Annotated in this window: 15 protein-coding genes; 2 read left to right on the top strand and 13 right to left on the bottom strand. The window is 65.8% G+C overall.

Translation table 11 applies throughout. The features are described 5' to 3' along the window. Positions 1-167: 167 nt before the first annotated feature. The 11 genes from NL2_RS12585 to NL2_RS12535 all read right to left on the bottom strand — a co-directional run bounded on the left by NL2_RS12585 (position 168) and on the right by NL2_RS12535 (position 11683). The gene (locus NL2_RS12585) at positions 168-1727 is read right to left on the bottom strand and encodes a long-chain-fatty-acid--CoA ligase (RefSeq protein ID WP_068075747.1); all 1560 of its coding nucleotides are present in this window, start codon (positions 1725-1727) and stop codon (positions 168-170) included. A 7-nt stretch (positions 1728-1734) separates the two neighbouring features. Further along, entirely contained in the window at positions 1735-2523 is a 789-nt protein-coding gene (locus tag NL2_RS12580; protein WP_068075745.1) for an enoyl-CoA hydratase/isomerase family protein, read from the bottom strand. 30 nt (positions 2524-2553) lie between these two features. Beyond that, positions 2554-3657 (bottom strand): NAD(P)-dependent alcohol dehydrogenase, encoded by a 1104-nt coding sequence (locus NL2_RS12575; protein WP_068075743.1) that lies wholly within the window; start codon positions 3655-3657, stop codon positions 2554-2556. A gap of 17 nt (positions 3658-3674) precedes the next feature. After that, the gene (locus NL2_RS12570; protein WP_068075741.1) at positions 3675-4643 is read right to left on the bottom strand and encodes a DUF7064 domain-containing protein; all 969 of its coding nucleotides are present in this window, start codon (positions 4641-4643) and stop codon (positions 3675-3677) included. A gap of 19 nt (positions 4644-4662) precedes the next feature. After that, on the bottom strand, positions 4663-5145 hold the full coding sequence (locus NL2_RS12565) for a hypothetical protein (protein ID WP_068075739.1): 483 nt from the start codon (positions 5143-5145) through the stop codon (positions 4663-4665). Further along, positions 5142-6308, bottom strand: coding sequence for a phosphotransferase family protein (locus tag NL2_RS12560; RefSeq protein ID WP_084356067.1), 1167 nt, complete (start codon positions 6306-6308; stop codon positions 5142-5144). The genes NL2_RS12565 and NL2_RS12560 overlap by 4 nt, the downstream gene beginning before the upstream one ends. 22 nt (positions 6309-6330) lie before the next feature. After that, positions 6331-7275, bottom strand: a complete 945-nt coding sequence (locus NL2_RS12555) for a DUF7064 domain-containing protein (RefSeq protein WP_068075735.1) — start codon at positions 7273-7275, stop codon at positions 6331-6333. A gap of 70 nt (positions 7276-7345) precedes the next feature. Then, positions 7346-7624, bottom strand: a complete 279-nt coding sequence (locus NL2_RS12550) for a cytochrome C oxidase subunit IV family protein (protein WP_068075733.1) — start codon at positions 7622-7624, stop codon at positions 7346-7348. Continuing rightward, a complete protein-coding gene (locus tag NL2_RS12545) occupies positions 7621-8199 on the bottom strand; it encodes a cytochrome c oxidase subunit 3 (RefSeq protein ID WP_068075731.1) in 579 nt (192 codons plus the stop codon). The genes NL2_RS12550 and NL2_RS12545 overlap by 4 nt, the downstream gene beginning before the upstream one ends. An 82-nt stretch (positions 8200-8281) precedes the next feature. Next, positions 8282-9001: a hypothetical protein gene (locus NL2_RS12540; protein WP_068075729.1), complete on the bottom strand. Its 720-nt coding sequence runs from the start codon at positions 8999-9001 to the stop codon at positions 8282-8284. A 69-nt stretch (positions 9002-9070) separates the two neighbouring features. Beyond that, complete coding sequence (locus NL2_RS12535; RefSeq protein ID WP_068075727.1) at positions 9071-11683, bottom strand: TonB-dependent receptor; 2613 nt, start codon at positions 11681-11683, stop codon at positions 9071-9073. A 173-nt stretch (positions 11684-11856) separates the two neighbouring features. Between NL2_RS12535 and NL2_RS12530 the strand changes: the two genes are divergently transcribed. Both NL2_RS12530 and NL2_RS12525 read left to right on the top strand, forming a co-directional pair. Next, the gene (locus NL2_RS12530) at positions 11857-12915 is read left to right on the top strand and encodes a 2Fe-2S iron-sulfur cluster-binding protein (protein ID WP_068075725.1); all 1059 of its coding nucleotides are present in this window, start codon (positions 11857-11859) and stop codon (positions 12913-12915) included. 53 nt (positions 12916-12968) lie between these two features. After that, positions 12969-14414: an aldehyde dehydrogenase gene (locus NL2_RS12525; protein WP_068075723.1), complete on the top strand. Its 1446-nt coding sequence runs from the start codon at positions 12969-12971 to the stop codon at positions 14412-14414. Positions 14415-14516: 102 nt separating this feature from the next. Here NL2_RS12525 and NL2_RS12520 read toward each other — a convergent pair whose 3' ends face one another. Beyond that, the gene (locus tag NL2_RS12520; protein WP_068075721.1) at positions 14517-15668 is read right to left on the bottom strand and encodes a phosphotransferase; all 1152 of its coding nucleotides are present in this window, start codon (positions 15666-15668) and stop codon (positions 14517-14519) included. Between the two features lie 7 nt (positions 15669-15675). After that, the gene (locus tag NL2_RS12515; RefSeq protein ID WP_068075719.1) at positions 15676-16791 is read right to left on the bottom strand and encodes an alkane 1-monooxygenase; all 1116 of its coding nucleotides are present in this window, start codon (positions 16789-16791) and stop codon (positions 15676-15678) included. Positions 16792-16906: the final 115 nt, after the last annotated feature.

The raw sequence follows: 16906 nt of genomic DNA, 5'->3' as shown, positions 1-16906 counted from the left end.
AAAGCCGTTTTCGGCATAGTGGCGGGCGATCTCCACCGCCGAAAGTCCCGGTCCGGCCGGGGGCAGGTTCATGCCGATCCAGCCCCACGACGCGACGAACGTGATCACGAACAGCGGCCCGCACCAGGCGGCATAACGTTGCCAGGCGAGATTGCGTTCGTCGGATATCATGCGACTCCCCGGGCTTCGGCTTCCCAGAACGGCGCGCGCAAATCTTTCTTCGAGACCTTGCCGCTGGGCACCAGCGGGAAACTTTCCATGAAGGTCACGCTCTTGGGCACTTTGTAGGCGGCCAGGCTCGCCCGGGCGTGCGCGATCAGCGTAGCTTCGTCGAGCACGCTGCCGGGCTTGGCGATGATGCAGGCCTTGACCGCCTCGCCCCAGCGCGGATCGGGCACGCCGATGACCGCGACCGCCGCGACCAACGGGTGGGTCGAGAGGCAATTTTCGACTTCGGCCGAGTAGATGTTCTCGCCCCCCGAGACGATCATGTCCTTCACCCGGTCGACGATGTAATACAGGCCCTTGGCATCCCGCCGCGCGACATCGCCCGAGCGATACCAGCCGTTGTTGAGCGTCTTGGCGGTGGCTTCGGGCTGCTTCCAGTAGCCGGCGGTGATCGCGGGCGCGCGGATGATGAGTTCGCCCGGCTCGCCCTCGGGCACGTCGTGGCCTGCGGTATCGACGATGCGGAACTCGATCAGCGGCAGCGGGCGGCCGCAGCTTTGCAGGGACTCTTCGTCGCTCAGGTCATGCTCATCGGGGCGCAGGATCGAGAACGCGCCGCTGGCTTCGGTTGCGCCATAGAACTGCATGAACTTGCACGGCATCACCGCAATCGCCCGGCGGATCAGCCCCAGCGAGATCGGCGATCCGGCATACAGCGTCAGCCGCAGCGAGGAAAAGTCCGTGGCCGCCGCAGCGGGATGATCGAGCAGCATCTGGATCATCGTGGGGGTGAGCGTGAGCAGCGTCGGCCGGTCGCGCGCGATGGTCGCCAGCACGGTGGCCGGATCGAACTGCCGCACGATCGACACCGCCACGCCGTTGTAAAGGCACTGGAACGCGATCCCGATCGACAGCAGGTGGAAATTGGGCAGCGGGTTGATGAAGATGTCGTCGTCGGTCCAGTGATAGGTCGGCTCGAGATGTTCGCACAGGCGAATGCGGTTGAACCCGCCGTGGCTCAGCATCACGCCCTTGGGCAAGCCGGTGGTGCCCGAGGTGTAAAGCTGGATCGCGGTGTCTTCCTCGCTGATGAACAGGTCGGGCGCGGTATCGGGTTCGGCGGCGAAGATCGTTTCGAGCGTGGCCTGTTCATCGATCCAGATCACCTCAATCGCGCGATCGGTCAGCGCGGCTGCAGCCGACCACAGGCTTTCCAGCCCGCGTTCGACGATCACCAGCCGCGTGTCGCTATCGGCGATCAGCTGGGCCAGTTCGGGCACCGCCAGCCGCCAGTTGAACACCGTGAACGCGCCGCGCGTCTTGGCCGTGCCGGTCAGCGCGAAGTAGAAATCCGGGCTGTTGAGGCCGAGAAACCCGACGCGGTCGGCCACCTCCACCCCGCGCGCGAGCAGGCCGTTGGCGACGCGGTTGGCGGCGCGGTCGTATTCTGCGAAGCTGATCGTGCGGTCACCCCACACCAGCGCGCGGCGATCGGGTGTATGCGTCGCATGGTAGGCGATGAACTGGCCCAGCGTCCGCACTTCGGGATAGAGCCACATGGTTGGTTCATTCCCCCCGGAACGCAGGCTTGCGCTTTTCGCCGAACGCGGTCAGCCCTTCGTGCGCGTCGGCCGTGGCGGCGATGCGCGACAGCGCCTGCGCTTCCAGTTCCATCTGTGCTTCGAGCGGCTGGTCCTCGACGGTGGTGAGCAGGCGGCGGATTTCACCGAAGGCCTTGGTCGGCCCGGCTGCGAGCTGGCGGGCGATGGCCTCGGCGCGCGTCGCCAGCTGGTCGGCGGGGACGACTTCATCGACCAGCCCCAGCGCAAGCGCGGCGGGCGCATCGAGCGTCTCGTTCATCAGCAGGAACCGCCGCGTGCGGGCAATGCCCATGCGGCGGGTGTACATGATCGACGATCCCGCATCGTTGCAGTAGCCGATCCCTGCATACGCGGCGACAAAGCGCGTGCCCGGTTCGGCCACGACGATGTCCGATCCGGCGACCATGCCCGACATGCCGCCCGCGCAGATGCCGTGCACCGCCGCGACGATCGGCGCGTCCATCCGCTGCATCCGCGCGATCCCCATGTGCAGGTCGGCAGTCCAGCGCTTGATCATCAGCGGCAGCTTGTCGAGGTTCTGGAGGAACATCCCGACGTCGCCGCCATAGCTGAACGCCTTGCCCTCTGCCGTGATCAGCACCGCGCGCACCGTGGGGTCGCCCGACAGTTCGTTGGCGACGTCGCAGAATTCGGCACAGAATGCTCCGTCGATCGGATTGCCGCGCTGCGGCTGGATGAACGTGAGGCGGGCCAGGCCGCCGTCGCGGTCGATCCGCATGGAAGTATAGGTCATGGTCGCAACAAATCCTCAGTCGGAAAACGCCTAGTCGATCAGCAGCACGGCCTTGATGCACTTGCCGTGGTGTGCATCGTCGATCGCCTCGTTGATCTGGTCGAGCCGGTAAGTCTTCGAGAATTTCTCGATCGGCAGGCGGCCCGCTTTGTGGTGCGCGATCAGTTCGGGAAGGAACACCAGCGGGTCGCTGTCGCCTTCGATAATCCCGCGCACCGTGCCGCCGATGGTGATCCACTGGACCACCGGAATGGGCAGCACCGCGTCGAGCGAGCCGGGGACGCCGACCAGCCCGATCCGGCCGCGGTTGGCGATCATGTTCACCGACAGCGCGACCACCGGCATGTAGCCGCTGGTATCGACCACCATGTCCGCGCCATCGGCCACGATGCCGCGCACCGCCGCGACCACGTCGCCCGCATTGGGATCGATCGCGTGCGTCGCGCCGAGTTCGAGCGCCAGCGCGCGGCGGCCTTCCTGCGGCTCGATCGCGATGATCGTGGCGCATCCGGCGATCTTGCCGCCCATTACCGCCGACAGCCCGACCGCGCCCGCGCCAATCACCACCAGCGTCTCGCCCGCCTTGGCGGCCAGCGACCGCAGCACGGCTCCGGCACCGGTCTGGATGCCGCAGCCCAGCGGTGCCAGCACGGCGAGGTCCGCATCGTCATCGACTTTGAGCACGTTGCGCTCATTGGAGATGGCGTAGCCCGCGAACGAGGACTGGCCGAAGAAATTGTCCGACACCGCTGCGCCGTCGCGGGTGATGCGGGTGGATCCGTCGATGCGCACGCCGACCATGTTGTACGGCACGAAGTGGTTGCAATAGGCGGGTTCGTGATGGCTGCACGGCTTGCATTGGCCGCAGCTGTTGAAGGTGAGCAGCACTTTGTCGCCCGGCTTGACCGAGGTGACGCCCGCGCCCACCGCATCGACGATGCCGGCACCTTCATGGCCCAGCACGGCGGGAAACTGCAGCCCCATCGCGCCCGATGCGACGACCAGGTCGGTGTGGCAGATGCCCACCGCTTTCACCGCCACGCGGATTTCACCGGCCAGCGGATCGGCGATTTCGACCGTCTGGATGTCGAACGGGCCGTTCGGCTGGTTGAGGACGGCTGCTTGCGTTTGCATGGGAATCTCCGGTTGGATCAGGTGCGCGCGCGGATCGCGTCGCGATGGCGGGTGAGGTAGGCGCGGCTGAGGCCCAGTTGCTGCAGCCCGCGCCCGATGCGCCCCTCGTGCGCCACGCGCAGCGAGGCGTGCAGGTAGGTGTTTGACGGGTAGGCCGCCCAGTAGCAGCCGTTGACGGTCGAATACGTCATGGGGAACGTCTTGCCGCGCACGTCGGTGACCGAAATCCACCCGCCGATCGGCATCGCGCCGCGGTATTCCTGGTCGCCTTCCGAAGCGGTGATCCCGTAGGTCTTCCCGTCCTCCAGCACATAGCCGCTGATGTGCGGTCCCATCGCGGTGCGGCTGGCGATGTCGTGCCCGGTGAACAGGTGTACCGACAGGTCTTCGCCCCAGCTGGCGTTCCACCAGATCACCGCCGAATTGTCGCGCTCGGGGCGCGGGCCCCAGCTGCGGTCGCCGGTTTGAACGCAGTCGACCGCGTGGGTCACGCCGCGCACGGTCAGCGTGCCGCGCACGCGATACGTGCACTCGTAATGGCCCGACCAGCTCGAATCCCAGGCCGGCCCGTTGCGCGCGGCGGCGGTGGGATCCATTGCCGGATCGTTGATGTCATAGGGATCGTGCAGCGCGACGTATTCGACATCGAAGCGCGTGTCGTCGATGCCTTCATACTTCACCGCGATGCGCTTGAGCGGCTCGATGACCTTGAGCGACAATCCGTTGGGCAGCGCAAAATCGCTCAGCGATTGCGGGCAGGGCAGGTGCTGCTGGTTGTCGATATAGAGCTGGTCCTCCCACAAGTCCGAGATGCGGTCCATCATCGTGATGTCGGCCATGCACACGCCCATCTTCGGACGCGTCACGACATAGACATTGACGTTGATGTTCGCCTCGGGGACCGAAAACAGCAGCGCGATCGTTTCGGCCCACTGCCAATGGGAGTCCGCATCGAAATGGAAATCGAAGTCTTCAGGCCTGATCATGGCGACGCGTCCTTGCTCGCTAGATCGTGTCGAAGCCAAACGGGGCGAACCACTTGCGGTCCTTTTGCGAGCGCGCCAGTTCCATCGTCAGGATGATGCCATGCAGCGCGGACTTGCCTGCAGCATCGCCATCGACGGCGACCGCGCGGACCAGTGCTTCGATCGCATCGTGGATCGCCTGGCGTTGCTTGCGCGCGGCGGGCGCGTCGCCCGCAGGCAAGCTGGCAATCACGGCGGCGTGGAGCGTGGCGATAGCGCCAGCCGTCGCCTTGCCCCCGGTCACGCCGCCGGCCAGCTCGGTGCCGATGGCTTTCGCATCGGCCAGCTCCTCGGCCTCGAACGCGGGGACGTGATCGAGCTGCGCGCGCAGGATCTGCAAGTGCCCGATGGCCAGCTGCCCCTGTTCGAGCGCGAGTGAGGCCTCGGGCGGAAGATGCGGCAGGATCACTTCGTTGAGCGCGCGGATGACGCTGGCGATGCGGTCGTCGGTGTTGGGGGTCATGCGCGGGGCTCCCGGGCGAGAAGGCGGCACAGGTCATCGGCGAACATCGCGTCGGCGGTGGCAAGGAACGTCAACAGCACGTCCTGATGGTTGTGCTCGTTCCGCGCGGCGGCCATGCCGTTGGCGGCGGTGATGATGTAGCATTTCCAGCTGGCCATCACGTCGTAGTAGTGCAGCGTCTCGCGATTGACCGTGCGGCCCGAGCGGCGCTCGTATTCGGTGATGAATTCCTCGCGCCCGAACAGGTCGCTCGCGCGGAACTTGCCATCTTCCCAGCAACCGAAGATCTGCATCAGCGTCCAGCCGAGATCCTCGTGGAAATCGCCCACGCGCGCCAGCTCCCAGTCGAGCAGCGCGGTGATCTTGCCGGTGTCCTCGTCGAACAGGTAGTTGCCCGTGCGGTAGTCGCCGTGGGTCATCGTCAGATCGCCGGTGTCGGGCTGGTTATCGGCCAGCCACTGCTCGGCCAGCGCCATGATCGGGCGTGTCTCGCCTTCGTCCACGCGCCACAGGTCGCGCCAGTAATTGAACGTCCAGCGCGCTGCCTGCTTGGGGTCGGCGTCGGGGATCTCATAACTCGGCAGGTGCGCGTTGCGCCAGTCGAAGCCGTGGATCGCGACGAGGTAGTCGAGGAACTGGTCGCGCAGTTTGGCGCGCAAGTCCGCGCCCAGAAACGTGCCAAGGCCGCTGACCTTGATCCCGGCGTCGCTCGGCTTGGTCACGCCGCGCACCACATCCATGATCACCGCAGGCTGGCCGAAATGCGCGCCATCGGCATCGAGCCAGCGCGGACGCGGGGCGGGCACGGTGCTGCGGATCGCCTCGAGAATCTCGAACTCGCGGCGGCGGTCGGTCTCGGTGATCGCCTCGCGCGGGTCCATGCGCAGCACGAACTGTTCAGCGTTTCCGTCGGGCGTCGTCAGCGTGAAGAAGAACTGCTCCTTCGACGCGCCTCCGCCCACGCGCCGCACGGCCGATACCGTTGCGCCCGGCTGCTCGGCGACGAAGTAGCGCGTGAGCAGATCGACCACGTCCTCGTTCTTCGCCGCGCGATAGGGCGGCAGCAGGCGGTTGTCCCGCCGCCGGTTGAGGATGCGGGCATAGACCGCTTCCATTTCGGTATCGGCAGACGGGCGCGTCAGCGCGGTGGTGGCCATGGTCATTCTCTCCGTTTCGTCCCGGCCTTCAGTACGGGCCGTTGGCGCGGATGTGGGCGAGGTAGCTTGTCGGCCACGCGCACTCCATCCAGCCGACGCCCGCCTTGCCGTCGATCATCGACCCGCCGCCGCTTTCGTTGAGACTGATCGACGGGTCGGGCACCAGCGTATAGGTCCCGAACACCTCTGTCTGCACGTTCGTTTCGCGCCCTGCGGCATCGACGATCCGGGCGGTGTAGCCGGTCTGCCAGTACTGGCTGTCGTAGGTGACATCGACCTCGACCGTGTCGACGCGGCTCATCAGCCCATCCTTGTAGACATAACCGCGCACGTGCTCCTTGCCGAGCGCGTTGAAGCGCCAGAAGTGCACCGCGATGTCCCCGCCGACCTGGCCGACGAACCATTCGTACTGCATGAACGGTACCCAGTCGCGCGTGCCCCAGCTGTGGTCGCGGTGGCCGGTGGCGTCGAATTCGATCGTGCGGTCACCAAGGCGCAGCGTGCCCGTGACGCGCCCGGCCTGCTCGACCCGGTCGGTTGCGCAATAGCCGGGGCAGCCGCGCGGATCGGCGCCGTAGGAATAGGGAGGGTGCGTGGCTTCGAAGTCGAAATCGACCGTTGCCTCGGGCGTTTCCCAGTGGACGTGCGCCTTGTCGAACTTGAGGTCCTGCTCCATGCGGAAGCCTTCGATCTCCCACTTGTCGAAACCCATGGTGCGCGGCACCGGCCGGTCGGCCAGCCGTTGCTGGATCGGGGGCCCGCCCACGCCGGGGCCGAACACCGCCAGCGCGGCGCCGGCGACGCTGTCCTTGGTCACCCAGGTGTAGGTGAAGAACGCGATTTTGTGCTCGGGCAGCACGACGATATAGGGAATGCTCTCGCGCCCCATCGCGACGTCGGGCAGCTCGTGCCGTCCGTCGTTCGCGGGGTCGATCGCCATTTCGGGTTCTGCGAGTACCGAATTGTCGAACATCGTCTTTACTCCTCAGGCCGCCCTTTGATTACCGGGGGAACGGCAGGTGGTTGCATCACAGCAGTTGAATTCAGGTCAGCCAGATCGATGCCAGCAGCGTGGCGCTGACCAGCGCCAGCCATGCGGCCAGCATCGGGCGCAAGGGGCGGTGCGTCCACTTCAGTTCCATGTAGTGATCGAACACCAGATGGATCTTGAGTGCGGCCAGCCCCACCGCCACCGTCGCGGCGGTGCGCGCGGTGGCGTGGCCTTCGGCCAGTTCGAAGCCTACCGCGCTCGCGCCCACCAGCATGATCCAGATTGCCCAGACCGGCACGGCAGCGGCGTGTTCGGCGCGCGGTGCCATCATGCGCCCCGCATCAGGTAGAGCATCGCGAACAGCACGATCCACAGCAGATCGACCATGTGCCAGTAGGCGCCGCCCGCCTCGATCCAGCGCAGCGTGTCGCGGCCGCGCCCGGCAGCCAGCGTGTCGCCTGCCCGTTCATCAGCGCGGACACGCGCGATCAGCACCGCCAGCACGCCCAGCCCGATGACGAAATGGAGGAAATGGATGCCGGTGAACACGAAGTAGTAAGTGAAGAACTCGTTGGTGGTGAGGCCGATGCCGTGGTTCAGCTTGGCGCTCCATTCTATTGTCTTGGACACGCCGAACAGCGATCCCACGCCCAGCGTGGCGGCAAGGCAGCGCAGGGTGGCGCGGGCGTTGCCGGCACGCGCGCTGCGGGCGGCCTGCGCCATGAACGCGCCGCTGGTCAGCAGCACCAGCGTGTTGGTCAGGCCCAGCGCCAGATCGAGTTGCCGGCGCGAGGCTTCGTAAAGCGCGGGTTGCGCGATGCGGCCCGCCGCGAACAGCGCGAAGAACACCGCAAACGCGCACATGTCGGCAAAGATGAACACCCATACGCCGGAATCGCCGGGCATCGCCGCAACCGACGGGAGGACACGATTATCGCGGCCTCCAGCGGATGCGATTCCCATGGCCGGGGCAGGGGCGAGGGCGGTGTCAGGCACCGTTGGCCTGCTCCCGTTCGATCCGGCCGATCGCCTTGAGGGTGTAGCCGGTCAGCACCGGCACCCACACCATCCAGATCAGGAACTCGATCCAGAAGTTGAGGATGCCCGAACGCGCAAACGCGCCGCTGAAAAAGTAGGGCATGATGCATTCGACCGCGAACATGAAGCCGACCCAGATGCCGTACCAGGCGAGCCATTTGGGTACGAGCGGCACCGCGCGCCTGTCGGCCAGGAAACCCACGCCCAGTGCGAACAGCTGCACCGATGTCACCGCATAGGCGAGGTCGATCAAGAGCCACGCCATGTCGTAGAGCATCTGGATCATCCAGTCGGGCAGCGCCTCGGGCCGGAACGCGGCGGTCAGCCAGAACGACGTCGGCACCAGAATGGTGATCGTGGTCCAGGCCGCACCGACGCGGGCGAGCTGGACGAGGATGTTGTCTTTTTCGATCACCTGCTCGAGCACTTTGGCGACCGCATAGCCCCACACGCCATAGGCCGGGGCAAAGCTCATCGCGATGACCATGCCCAGCCGCACGCCGTTGGCATGGGTGCGGAAGTAGGTCGCCACTTCGGACGCGGGGGCATCGGGGGCGAAGGGGGGAAAGTTGTGGCCGAGCAAGCCCCAGCACACGAAGAACACCGCCACGAACAGCGGGCCCATCCACGCGCAGAAGCGCCAGTAGCGTGTATCGACCCGGTCAGCCATCAAACCTCTCCCGTTGAAAATGCGGCGGGAGCGCCCTGCTTTGCAGGGTCGCTCCCGCCCGGATGCGTCTTAGAAACGGACGGTGCCCTCGACCCCGAAGGTGCGCGGCAGCGCGCGGACGCGGTAGCCGTTGCCGAACAGGTTCTCGAGGCTGATGCCGAACGGGTAGTACGTGCGATCGCTCAGGTTCTTGCCCCAGACCGACAGCGAGTAGCGGCCCATCGTGTAGGTCGCGCGGGCATTGAAGATCCAGTAGTTGCCTTCGCCCTGGCCGAACTTGCCCGAGGCCACCGCCGGCAGACCGCCGCGGCTGTAGTCCTTGAACGCGTCGTAGTAGAACCGGCCGGTGTAGTTGGCATCGCCGTGCAGCATGAACTTGTTCTTGCCGTCGTCGATCGGCACCCAGTCGAAGCCCAGCGTGGCCGAAGACTTGGCCGCATAGGGGAACGGGTTGCCGCCCACGTTGACCGGGCCGCCCGACGAAACCACGCAACTGCCGAGCTGGGCGGGGAAGTTGGGAATGGTGGCCGGATTGGCGGGGCAGCCGCCGGTATCGTCATACTCCGAATGGAGCAGGCCGATCGAGGCGTTGAGTGTCAGACTGTCGATCGGCTTGAAGATCGCCTCGGCTTCCACGCCATAGAGCTTGCCGTCGAGCGAGATCAGGTTGGCGGTTGCCGTGGCGTCCACCACCTGGCCCTGCTGGCCTTTGTACTTGTAGTAGAACGCCGAGACGTTGAACTGCGCGCGGTTGTCGAGGAAGCGCGACTTCAGGCCGGCTTCGAACGCATCGACCGTTTCCGGCTTCACGAAGTACACCTGGTTCGAACTGCCATAGGCGAGACCGTTGAAGGTGCCGGCGCGGTAGCCGCGGCTGTAGCTGCCATAGACCAGCACGCCATCGACCGGCTTCCAGTCCACGATCACGCGGCCTGAAACACGTCCCGAGGTGCCTTCGCGACGCAGCCCGCCGGGAAGCGGAATGCCGAGACCGCCGTTGGCAGGCGATGCCTGGAACGACGGCACCACGATATTGCCTGCCATGTCGGCAACCGGCTGGAGGAAGTACGCGCCGCCGGCAAAGTTCGACACGGTCAGCAGGCGTGCCGTGCCGGCATCGTCGTAATAGGTGGTGATGCCGTCCTTGAAGAGGTTCTTGTCCTTCGTATACCGCAGCCCCGCCGTGATCTTGAGCGTGGGCGTAACCTGGAAGCTGCCTTCGCCATAGGCGGCATAACTGGTGCGGACCTGGGTGAAGTGCTGCGTCGCGCGGATGCCGGTGGGCAGCGATCCGGCGGGTAGCGGTCCGGCCGGGGCGGTGAAGCCGCCGCCCGGGTTGAAGTAGCTGCGCGGCAGGCCGACGGCAGCGTTGACGTCGCTCAGCAGGTTGAAGAAATCGGGCGTGTTGTCGGCCGTCACACTGTCACGGCCATAGAACCCGCCGACAATCAGCTTGAGCGGGCCGCCATCGTACTGGAAGCGCAAGTCCTGGTTGAAGGCGTGGAACTTCGACTTGTAACCGATCGAACACAGCCGCAGCGGGGTGGCGTCGCAATCGGTCTGGGTCTGCTGGTACAGGCCGTCGTCATAGCCCGAGATCGAGATCAGCTTGAGCGTATCGGTCAATTCGAACCGCGCATCGAACACCGCGCCGCGCGCCCGGCTGGTGGCGCGGCCGATGGTGTCGTCCTGCACCTGGTTGATGCCAAGGCCGTTGCCCGACTGGCTGTAGGTCGCGGGAAGCAACCCGGCGCCACCGGGGCCGAAGGCATTGTTCTGGAACAGCCCGGCCAGCAGGAAGTTGGGGTTCTGGTAGTTGATGACGTCGCTGTTCTTCGACGATCCGGTCGGGATCGGCACTTCGGTGCCGCCCTTCGATTCGCCGGCATAGACCTTGACCTTCAGGTCGATTCGGTCGGTCGGCTTGAACCGCACGGTGACGCGACCGGCAAATGTCTTGGTGCCGCCCGGATTCAGTCCGCTGTTCTTGTTCAGGCCCGACAGGCCGAACGCTGCGGAGGTGTTGAGGCCCGCAGGCAGCACGTTATGGATGTAGGGGTCGGAATTGACGTACGTCACCGCCGCGCGGATGCCCAGCTTGTCCTCGACCGGGGTAACCTCGACCGCGCCTTCGAAATTGAAGCGGTTGAAGTTGCCGTAGCCCATCGTGGCATAGCCTTCCTGGCCTTGCAGCGCAGGAGCGTGGGTGATGAAGTTGATCGCGCCGCCGGTGGTGTTGCGGCCGTAAAGCGTGCCCTGCGGCCCGCGCACCACTTCGATCTGGTTGAGATCGTACAACTGCTGGCCGTGGCTGGAACGGAACGCCTGGTACACTTCATCGACATAGACGCCGACGGGCGAGGCGGCGTTGGCGTTGAATTCTGTGCCCACGCCCACGCCGCGCACCGAGAAGTTCGGCTGCTGCTGGCCATACGGCGAAGACACCTGGAAGTTGGGCATCGTGTTGTTGAGATCGGACGTCTCGAACACGCCCTTTGCCTGCAATGCTGCGGCGGGAATGGCCGAAACCGCAACCGGCACGTTCTGCAGGTTTTCCGACCGCTTGGTGGCGGTGACGACGATTTCGGTGAGCCCGCCTTGCGCCGGTGCCGCTTCGGCCGGCGGCGATGACTGGGCATGGACCGGCGCGACAAGACAAACCGAAACTGCGAACGCACTCACTAAACCCAAAGCCTTCATGGCAACCTCCTCTTCCCGTTTGGTCCGCTTGCTGAACGCAAATTTTGCGTGACCTCAGTACGCAAACTAAGCTAGGAAGACGTAATGTCAACATGTTTACGAGGTTGGATGCAGTCGGTAGAAACGGCGCATTCCGGCGCTCGTTGGAGAGCAGGATGCTAAGCCGGATATTCGGTCGCAAGGCGCCGCATCGAGTCGCCATCACCGGCACCGACGGCGCACCAAGCGCCACGATCGAAGTGGGTCGCAACAAGACGGTGCTCGAAAGCGCGCTCGAGGCGGGCCTATCCTATCCGCACGATTGCACGGTCGGCACATGCGGTTCGTGCCGGACGCGGCTGATCACCGGCAAGGTCGATGCGATCACCCCGTTCGGCTATACGCTGACCCGCGAAGAGCTTGAGGCGGGCTTCATCCTTGCGTGTCAGGCGGTGCCGTTGAGCGACCTTGCAGTCGAGGTGGATCTGGCGCCCGCAGATCTTGCGCCCCGCACGTTCGCGGCCCGGCTCGTCGCGACCGATGACCTCACGCACGACATCAAGCGCGTAACCTGGGAAGCCGATGCGCCGGTCCGCTACCGTGCCGGGCAGTACATGAATGTCTCGTGGCCGGGCGCGCCGGGGCCGCGTTCCTATTCGTTCAGCGACGCGCCCGGGGTCGACGGGAAAGTCCGGATCACCAGTTTCATCCGGCGGGTTCCTGGCGGGGCCTTCACCGAACTGCTGTTTGCCCAGGATCTGGCCGAAGTGCCATTCACGATCGAAGCGCCGCACGGCGGGTTCTGGTTGCGCGACGGAGCGGGGCCGCTGTTGCTGATCGGCGGGGGCAGCGGATTGTCACCGCTGATGTCGGTGCTCGAACACGCGGCCGCGCAAGGCGTCGCGCGCGACACGATCCTGCTGTTCGGTGGCCGGGCGACCCGCGACCTCTACTGCCAGGATGACATCGCGGCGATCGGGGCGCGGTGGCCGGCCCGGTTCGAATTCCGCCCGGTTCTTTCGGAAGAGCAGGCCGACGGTCTGCGCTTCGGCCTTGTTACCGGAGAGATTCCCGCCGCGATCGCGGATCTGGGAGGGGCTGCAGGATTGCAGGCGTACCTGTGCGGGCCACCGGCGATGATCGACGCCGCCGTCGCGGTGCTGACCGACGCCGGCGTGCCGCTCACCGACATCCATTACGACAAGTTTACCGACGCCAGCACCGTGGCCCGCTGAGCGGCGGGACCCCGGAACAACAAACAAAACCTGACAACACGAGAGGATCCGACATGGCCAGCGACACGAGCAGAGACGCGTTCTTCATCGGCAACGAATGGGTCAAGCCGGCCAGCGACCGGACCTTCACCCTGATCAATGCATCGACCGAAGAGGTCATCGGCACTGCGCCCGAAGCCTGCGAGGCCGATGTCGACAAGGCGGTCGCCGCCGCGCGGCAGGCGCTTACCTCGCCGGGCTGGGCCGACATCGGCTATGCCGCCCGCGCCGAAGTGATGGAGCGCTTCATGGCCGCGATCATGGCGCGCGGCGATGCGATTGCCCGCTCCGTCAGTGCGCAGAACGGCATGCCGCTCTCGATCAGCGGTCCGCTCGAAGGGCAGTTTTCGGCCGGCATCGTGCAGTATTATGCCCAACTGGCCAGGACGCTGGGCCAGCCCGACGTGCGCCCCTCGCAAATGGGCAAGGAAACGCTGGTCGAGGGATCGCCGATGGGGGTGATCGCGGCGATCGTGCCGTGGAATTTTCCGGTCACGCTCGCGCTCAACAAGATCGCACCGGCCATGGCGGTCGGCTGCACGCTGGTGATCAAGCCGTCGCCGGGGACGGTGCTCGACAGCTACCTGCTGGCCGAGGCGGCGCTGGAGGCGGGCGTGCCCGCCGGTGTGCTCAACTGGGTGGCCGCCGATCGCGATGTGGGGGCCTATCTGGTGTCGCATCCGGGGGTGGACAAAGTCGCGTTCACAGGATCGACCGCGGCGGGCCGGATCATCGCGCGCACCTGCGGCGAACTGCTGCGTCCGGTCAGCCTCGAACTGGGCGGGAAGTCGGCCGCGATCCTGCTCGAAGACGCGGATATCGGGACTTTCCTGGCCGGTGTGCCGATGGCCTGCATGCTCAACAACGGGCAGGCCTGCTACAACGGCACGCGCGTGCTGGCGCCCACGGGCCGCTATCGCGAAGTGGTCGATGGGCTGGCGGCGCTCGCGGGATCGCTGGTGGTCGGCGATGCGCTTGATCCCGCGACACACGTCGGGCCGATGGCTTCGGCGGCGCATCGCGACCGCGTCGAAAGCTACATCGAGATCGGCAAGCGCGAGGCGCGGCTGGTCGCTGGCGGGGGCAGGCCCAAGGGCACCAACCACGGCTGGTTCGTGGAACCGACGATTTTCGCCGATGTCGATAATTCGGCGCGCATCGCCCAGGAAGAAATCTTCGGCCCGGTACTGGCGGTGATCGCCTACGACGGCGAGGATGATGCCGTGCGCATCGCCAACGACAGTGCGTTCGGCCTCGGCGGATCGGTGTGGAGCGCCGACAGCGAGCACGCCACGGCCGTCGCGCGGCGGGTGCAGAGCGGCACGGTCGGCGTCAACGGCTACATGCCCTCGCTCGGCGCGCCGTTCGGCGGGGTCAAGGCGAGTGGCCTAGGCCGCGAGTTCGGACCCGAGGCTATCGGCGCCTACCAGAACACCAAGTCGATCTACGTGATGGGGTGAGAGTCACTGCCCCTGCCCGACCACCCCCAAGGTCCACTGTCGGGTGGTCGGGCAGGGGGAGCGGGCCGGGGCCGCACCCGCCGTGAGGCGGGATAACGACTCCTAAACCGCGTCGAGCGCTGCGTGGTCGTGCATGGCGGCTCCAAGGCGCTCAATGAATACGCGCGCGGTTTCCGCCGGCTGCATGTCGGGGAAGGCCGGGTCGGGCTTGAGCGTCAGCGTCCAGAACGCAAACGCGCTGGGCAGCGCCAGGCGGAACGTGCGCATCGCCTCGTCCATGGCAACGCGCGGGCCGCCTTCGGCTGCAAGCCGGTCGAGGTAGTAGCCGACCAGTTCATGCTCCCACGCGCGGCGGTTTTCGACCGTCAGCGCGGTGCACAGCGTATAGGCGAGATCGCGCGACCAGTGGCCGCGATGCGCCACGCCCCAGTCGCCCAGACCCAGCGTGCCGCCGGTGCGCACGTACCAGTTCTTCAAGTGTACATCGCCGTGGCACAGGGTCAGCGGCAGCGGGCGCAAGGCGTCGAGGCTGCGCAACGTGGCGCCCCATATTTCGCTGCGGCGGGCGAACAGCTCGGGCGGCAGGAACGCTTCGGCTTCATCGACCCCGGCTTCGCACGATTCCTCAAGGTGGAACGTGGCAAGGTTGTGGAACCGTTCGTACCACGTCGGCAGCACGGCCAGGCTTCCGGCGAGTTCGGGCGCGGCATGGAACCGCCCGTGCAGCCGCGCGAGAATGTCGAGTTGCGCACGCGCGAAATCGGCATCGACTGCGGTATCTTCCGAACAGAACGTGGCGTCCTCGCCGAAATCCTCGAACACGACGATTGAGGCAAACCCGACCGGATCGTAGGCGGCCAGCAGCGCGCGCGGTGCTTCGATATCGAGCAGGGGCCGCGCTTCGTTGTGGAACGTGACTTCGCACAGGACGCCGCCCGAATGGCCAAGCATCTGCCGATTGGCGAGCCCGAAGGTCGCCTTGCAGAACACTGACGCGGGCAAGCCGGCCGCAGCGCCTTCAGGGTTGTACGTCAAGTGGATCCGGCGGCGGTTGTTGGTGCCGTCGTCGTGCGGGCCGAGCCGGTGGGCGATGACCGCCGCGCCCGGCACGTGGCGACAGACCACGTCGGTCAGCCACGCGTCGGTGATTGCCTCGTACGCGCGCGGGATGTCGGCGCGCGTCAGGGGCGGGCGCGGATCGGCCTGCTCGGCGGCGTAAGCGGCGTCGATCCGCTCGGCCAGAGTCAGCGTCATGAGCCGGTCAGGCCGCAGCCAGCGTGCTCTGCGGCGTCGCCTGCTCGTCGAACCAGTCGGGCCAGCCGGCCTTGCGGTTCTGTTCGCGCGCCAGCACGCGTTCCTCGGGGCTGGCCATCTCGTTGTCCCAGCGCTTCAGCGCGGGCATGACGATCCGGTGATGCCACAGCGGCGGCATCAATGCGGAGAAAAAGCACACGAACACGCTCGGCATCGGCACCCACTGCGTGTCGGGCTTGAGCTCGTGATACGCGGCGAACGAATTGGTGTGATGATCGGCGTGGTTGGTGATCTCGAAACCGAGCACGCGCGACAGCGGCTTGAAGTGATTCCACACATGGCGCCTGCCGATGGGTGCGCCGTCGAGCCTGATCAGGCCGTAATGCTGGAAATAGTTGAAGCTTTCCACCCAGAAGCGGGCGCCGATCATCCCGGCCAGCACGACGAAGTTGGCCACCGGCCCGCCGATCGCGAAGACCACCGACTGGAACAGCACCTGAGCCAGGATCGCTTTCCACAAGCGATGGCCCAGGCCCCAGCGATGCTTGCCGGTGCGTTCGAGGTTGTCGCTTTCCGATCGCCATGCTTCGCGCGTGCTGATGACCACGGCGCGCGGTGTAAAGGCGTAAAGGCTGGTGCCGCGCGGGGCGGTATCGCCGTCAAGCGTGGTGGCGACATGGATGTGATGGCCGACCACGTGCGCGATCTCACGCGTGGCGTCGAGGTAGCAGATTTGCGCGTAGCGGCCGACAAAGCGGCGCAGCTTGCCACGTTGGTGGTAAAGCTCATGCGTGGCGGGCACCAGCGGGATCACGCTCAGCCAGGCGCAGGACATGATGACACCGGTATAGTCCAGCGCGGTCGCGCCCGGGTTGCGTGCAACCCACAGTGCGGCGAACAGGTAGATCACCGGCCCCAGGATCGAGCACAGCCACACCGGAATGTCGGCCAGTGCCTTGTTGCCCATGCGGCGGATTGCGAAATCATTGGGCAGGACCGAATCGATCAGGCTGAAGGCGGGCAGGGTAGCGATACCGAACCACACCCAGTGGCCGCCGACGAGGAAGCTGGCGATGACGCCCAGCTGCAACAGCACGCCCAGGTAATAGCGACCGTAATCCATGTGCCTCTCCATCGCGTCCATCGTGTGTCACGAATTTTCACGTACTACTTATACGCAAAACTTGCGAGGGGCAAACGATGATTTGCCAAATCCGACGATTGTTCGGACATAAGCC

Origin of the sequence: Novosphingobium lentum NBRC 107847 (assembly GCF_001590965.1) — a bacterium.
Taxonomy (GTDB): domain Bacteria; phylum Pseudomonadota; class Alphaproteobacteria; order Sphingomonadales; family Sphingomonadaceae; genus Novosphingobium; species Novosphingobium lentum.
This window is presented reverse-complemented; position numbering and strand designations above follow the sequence as displayed.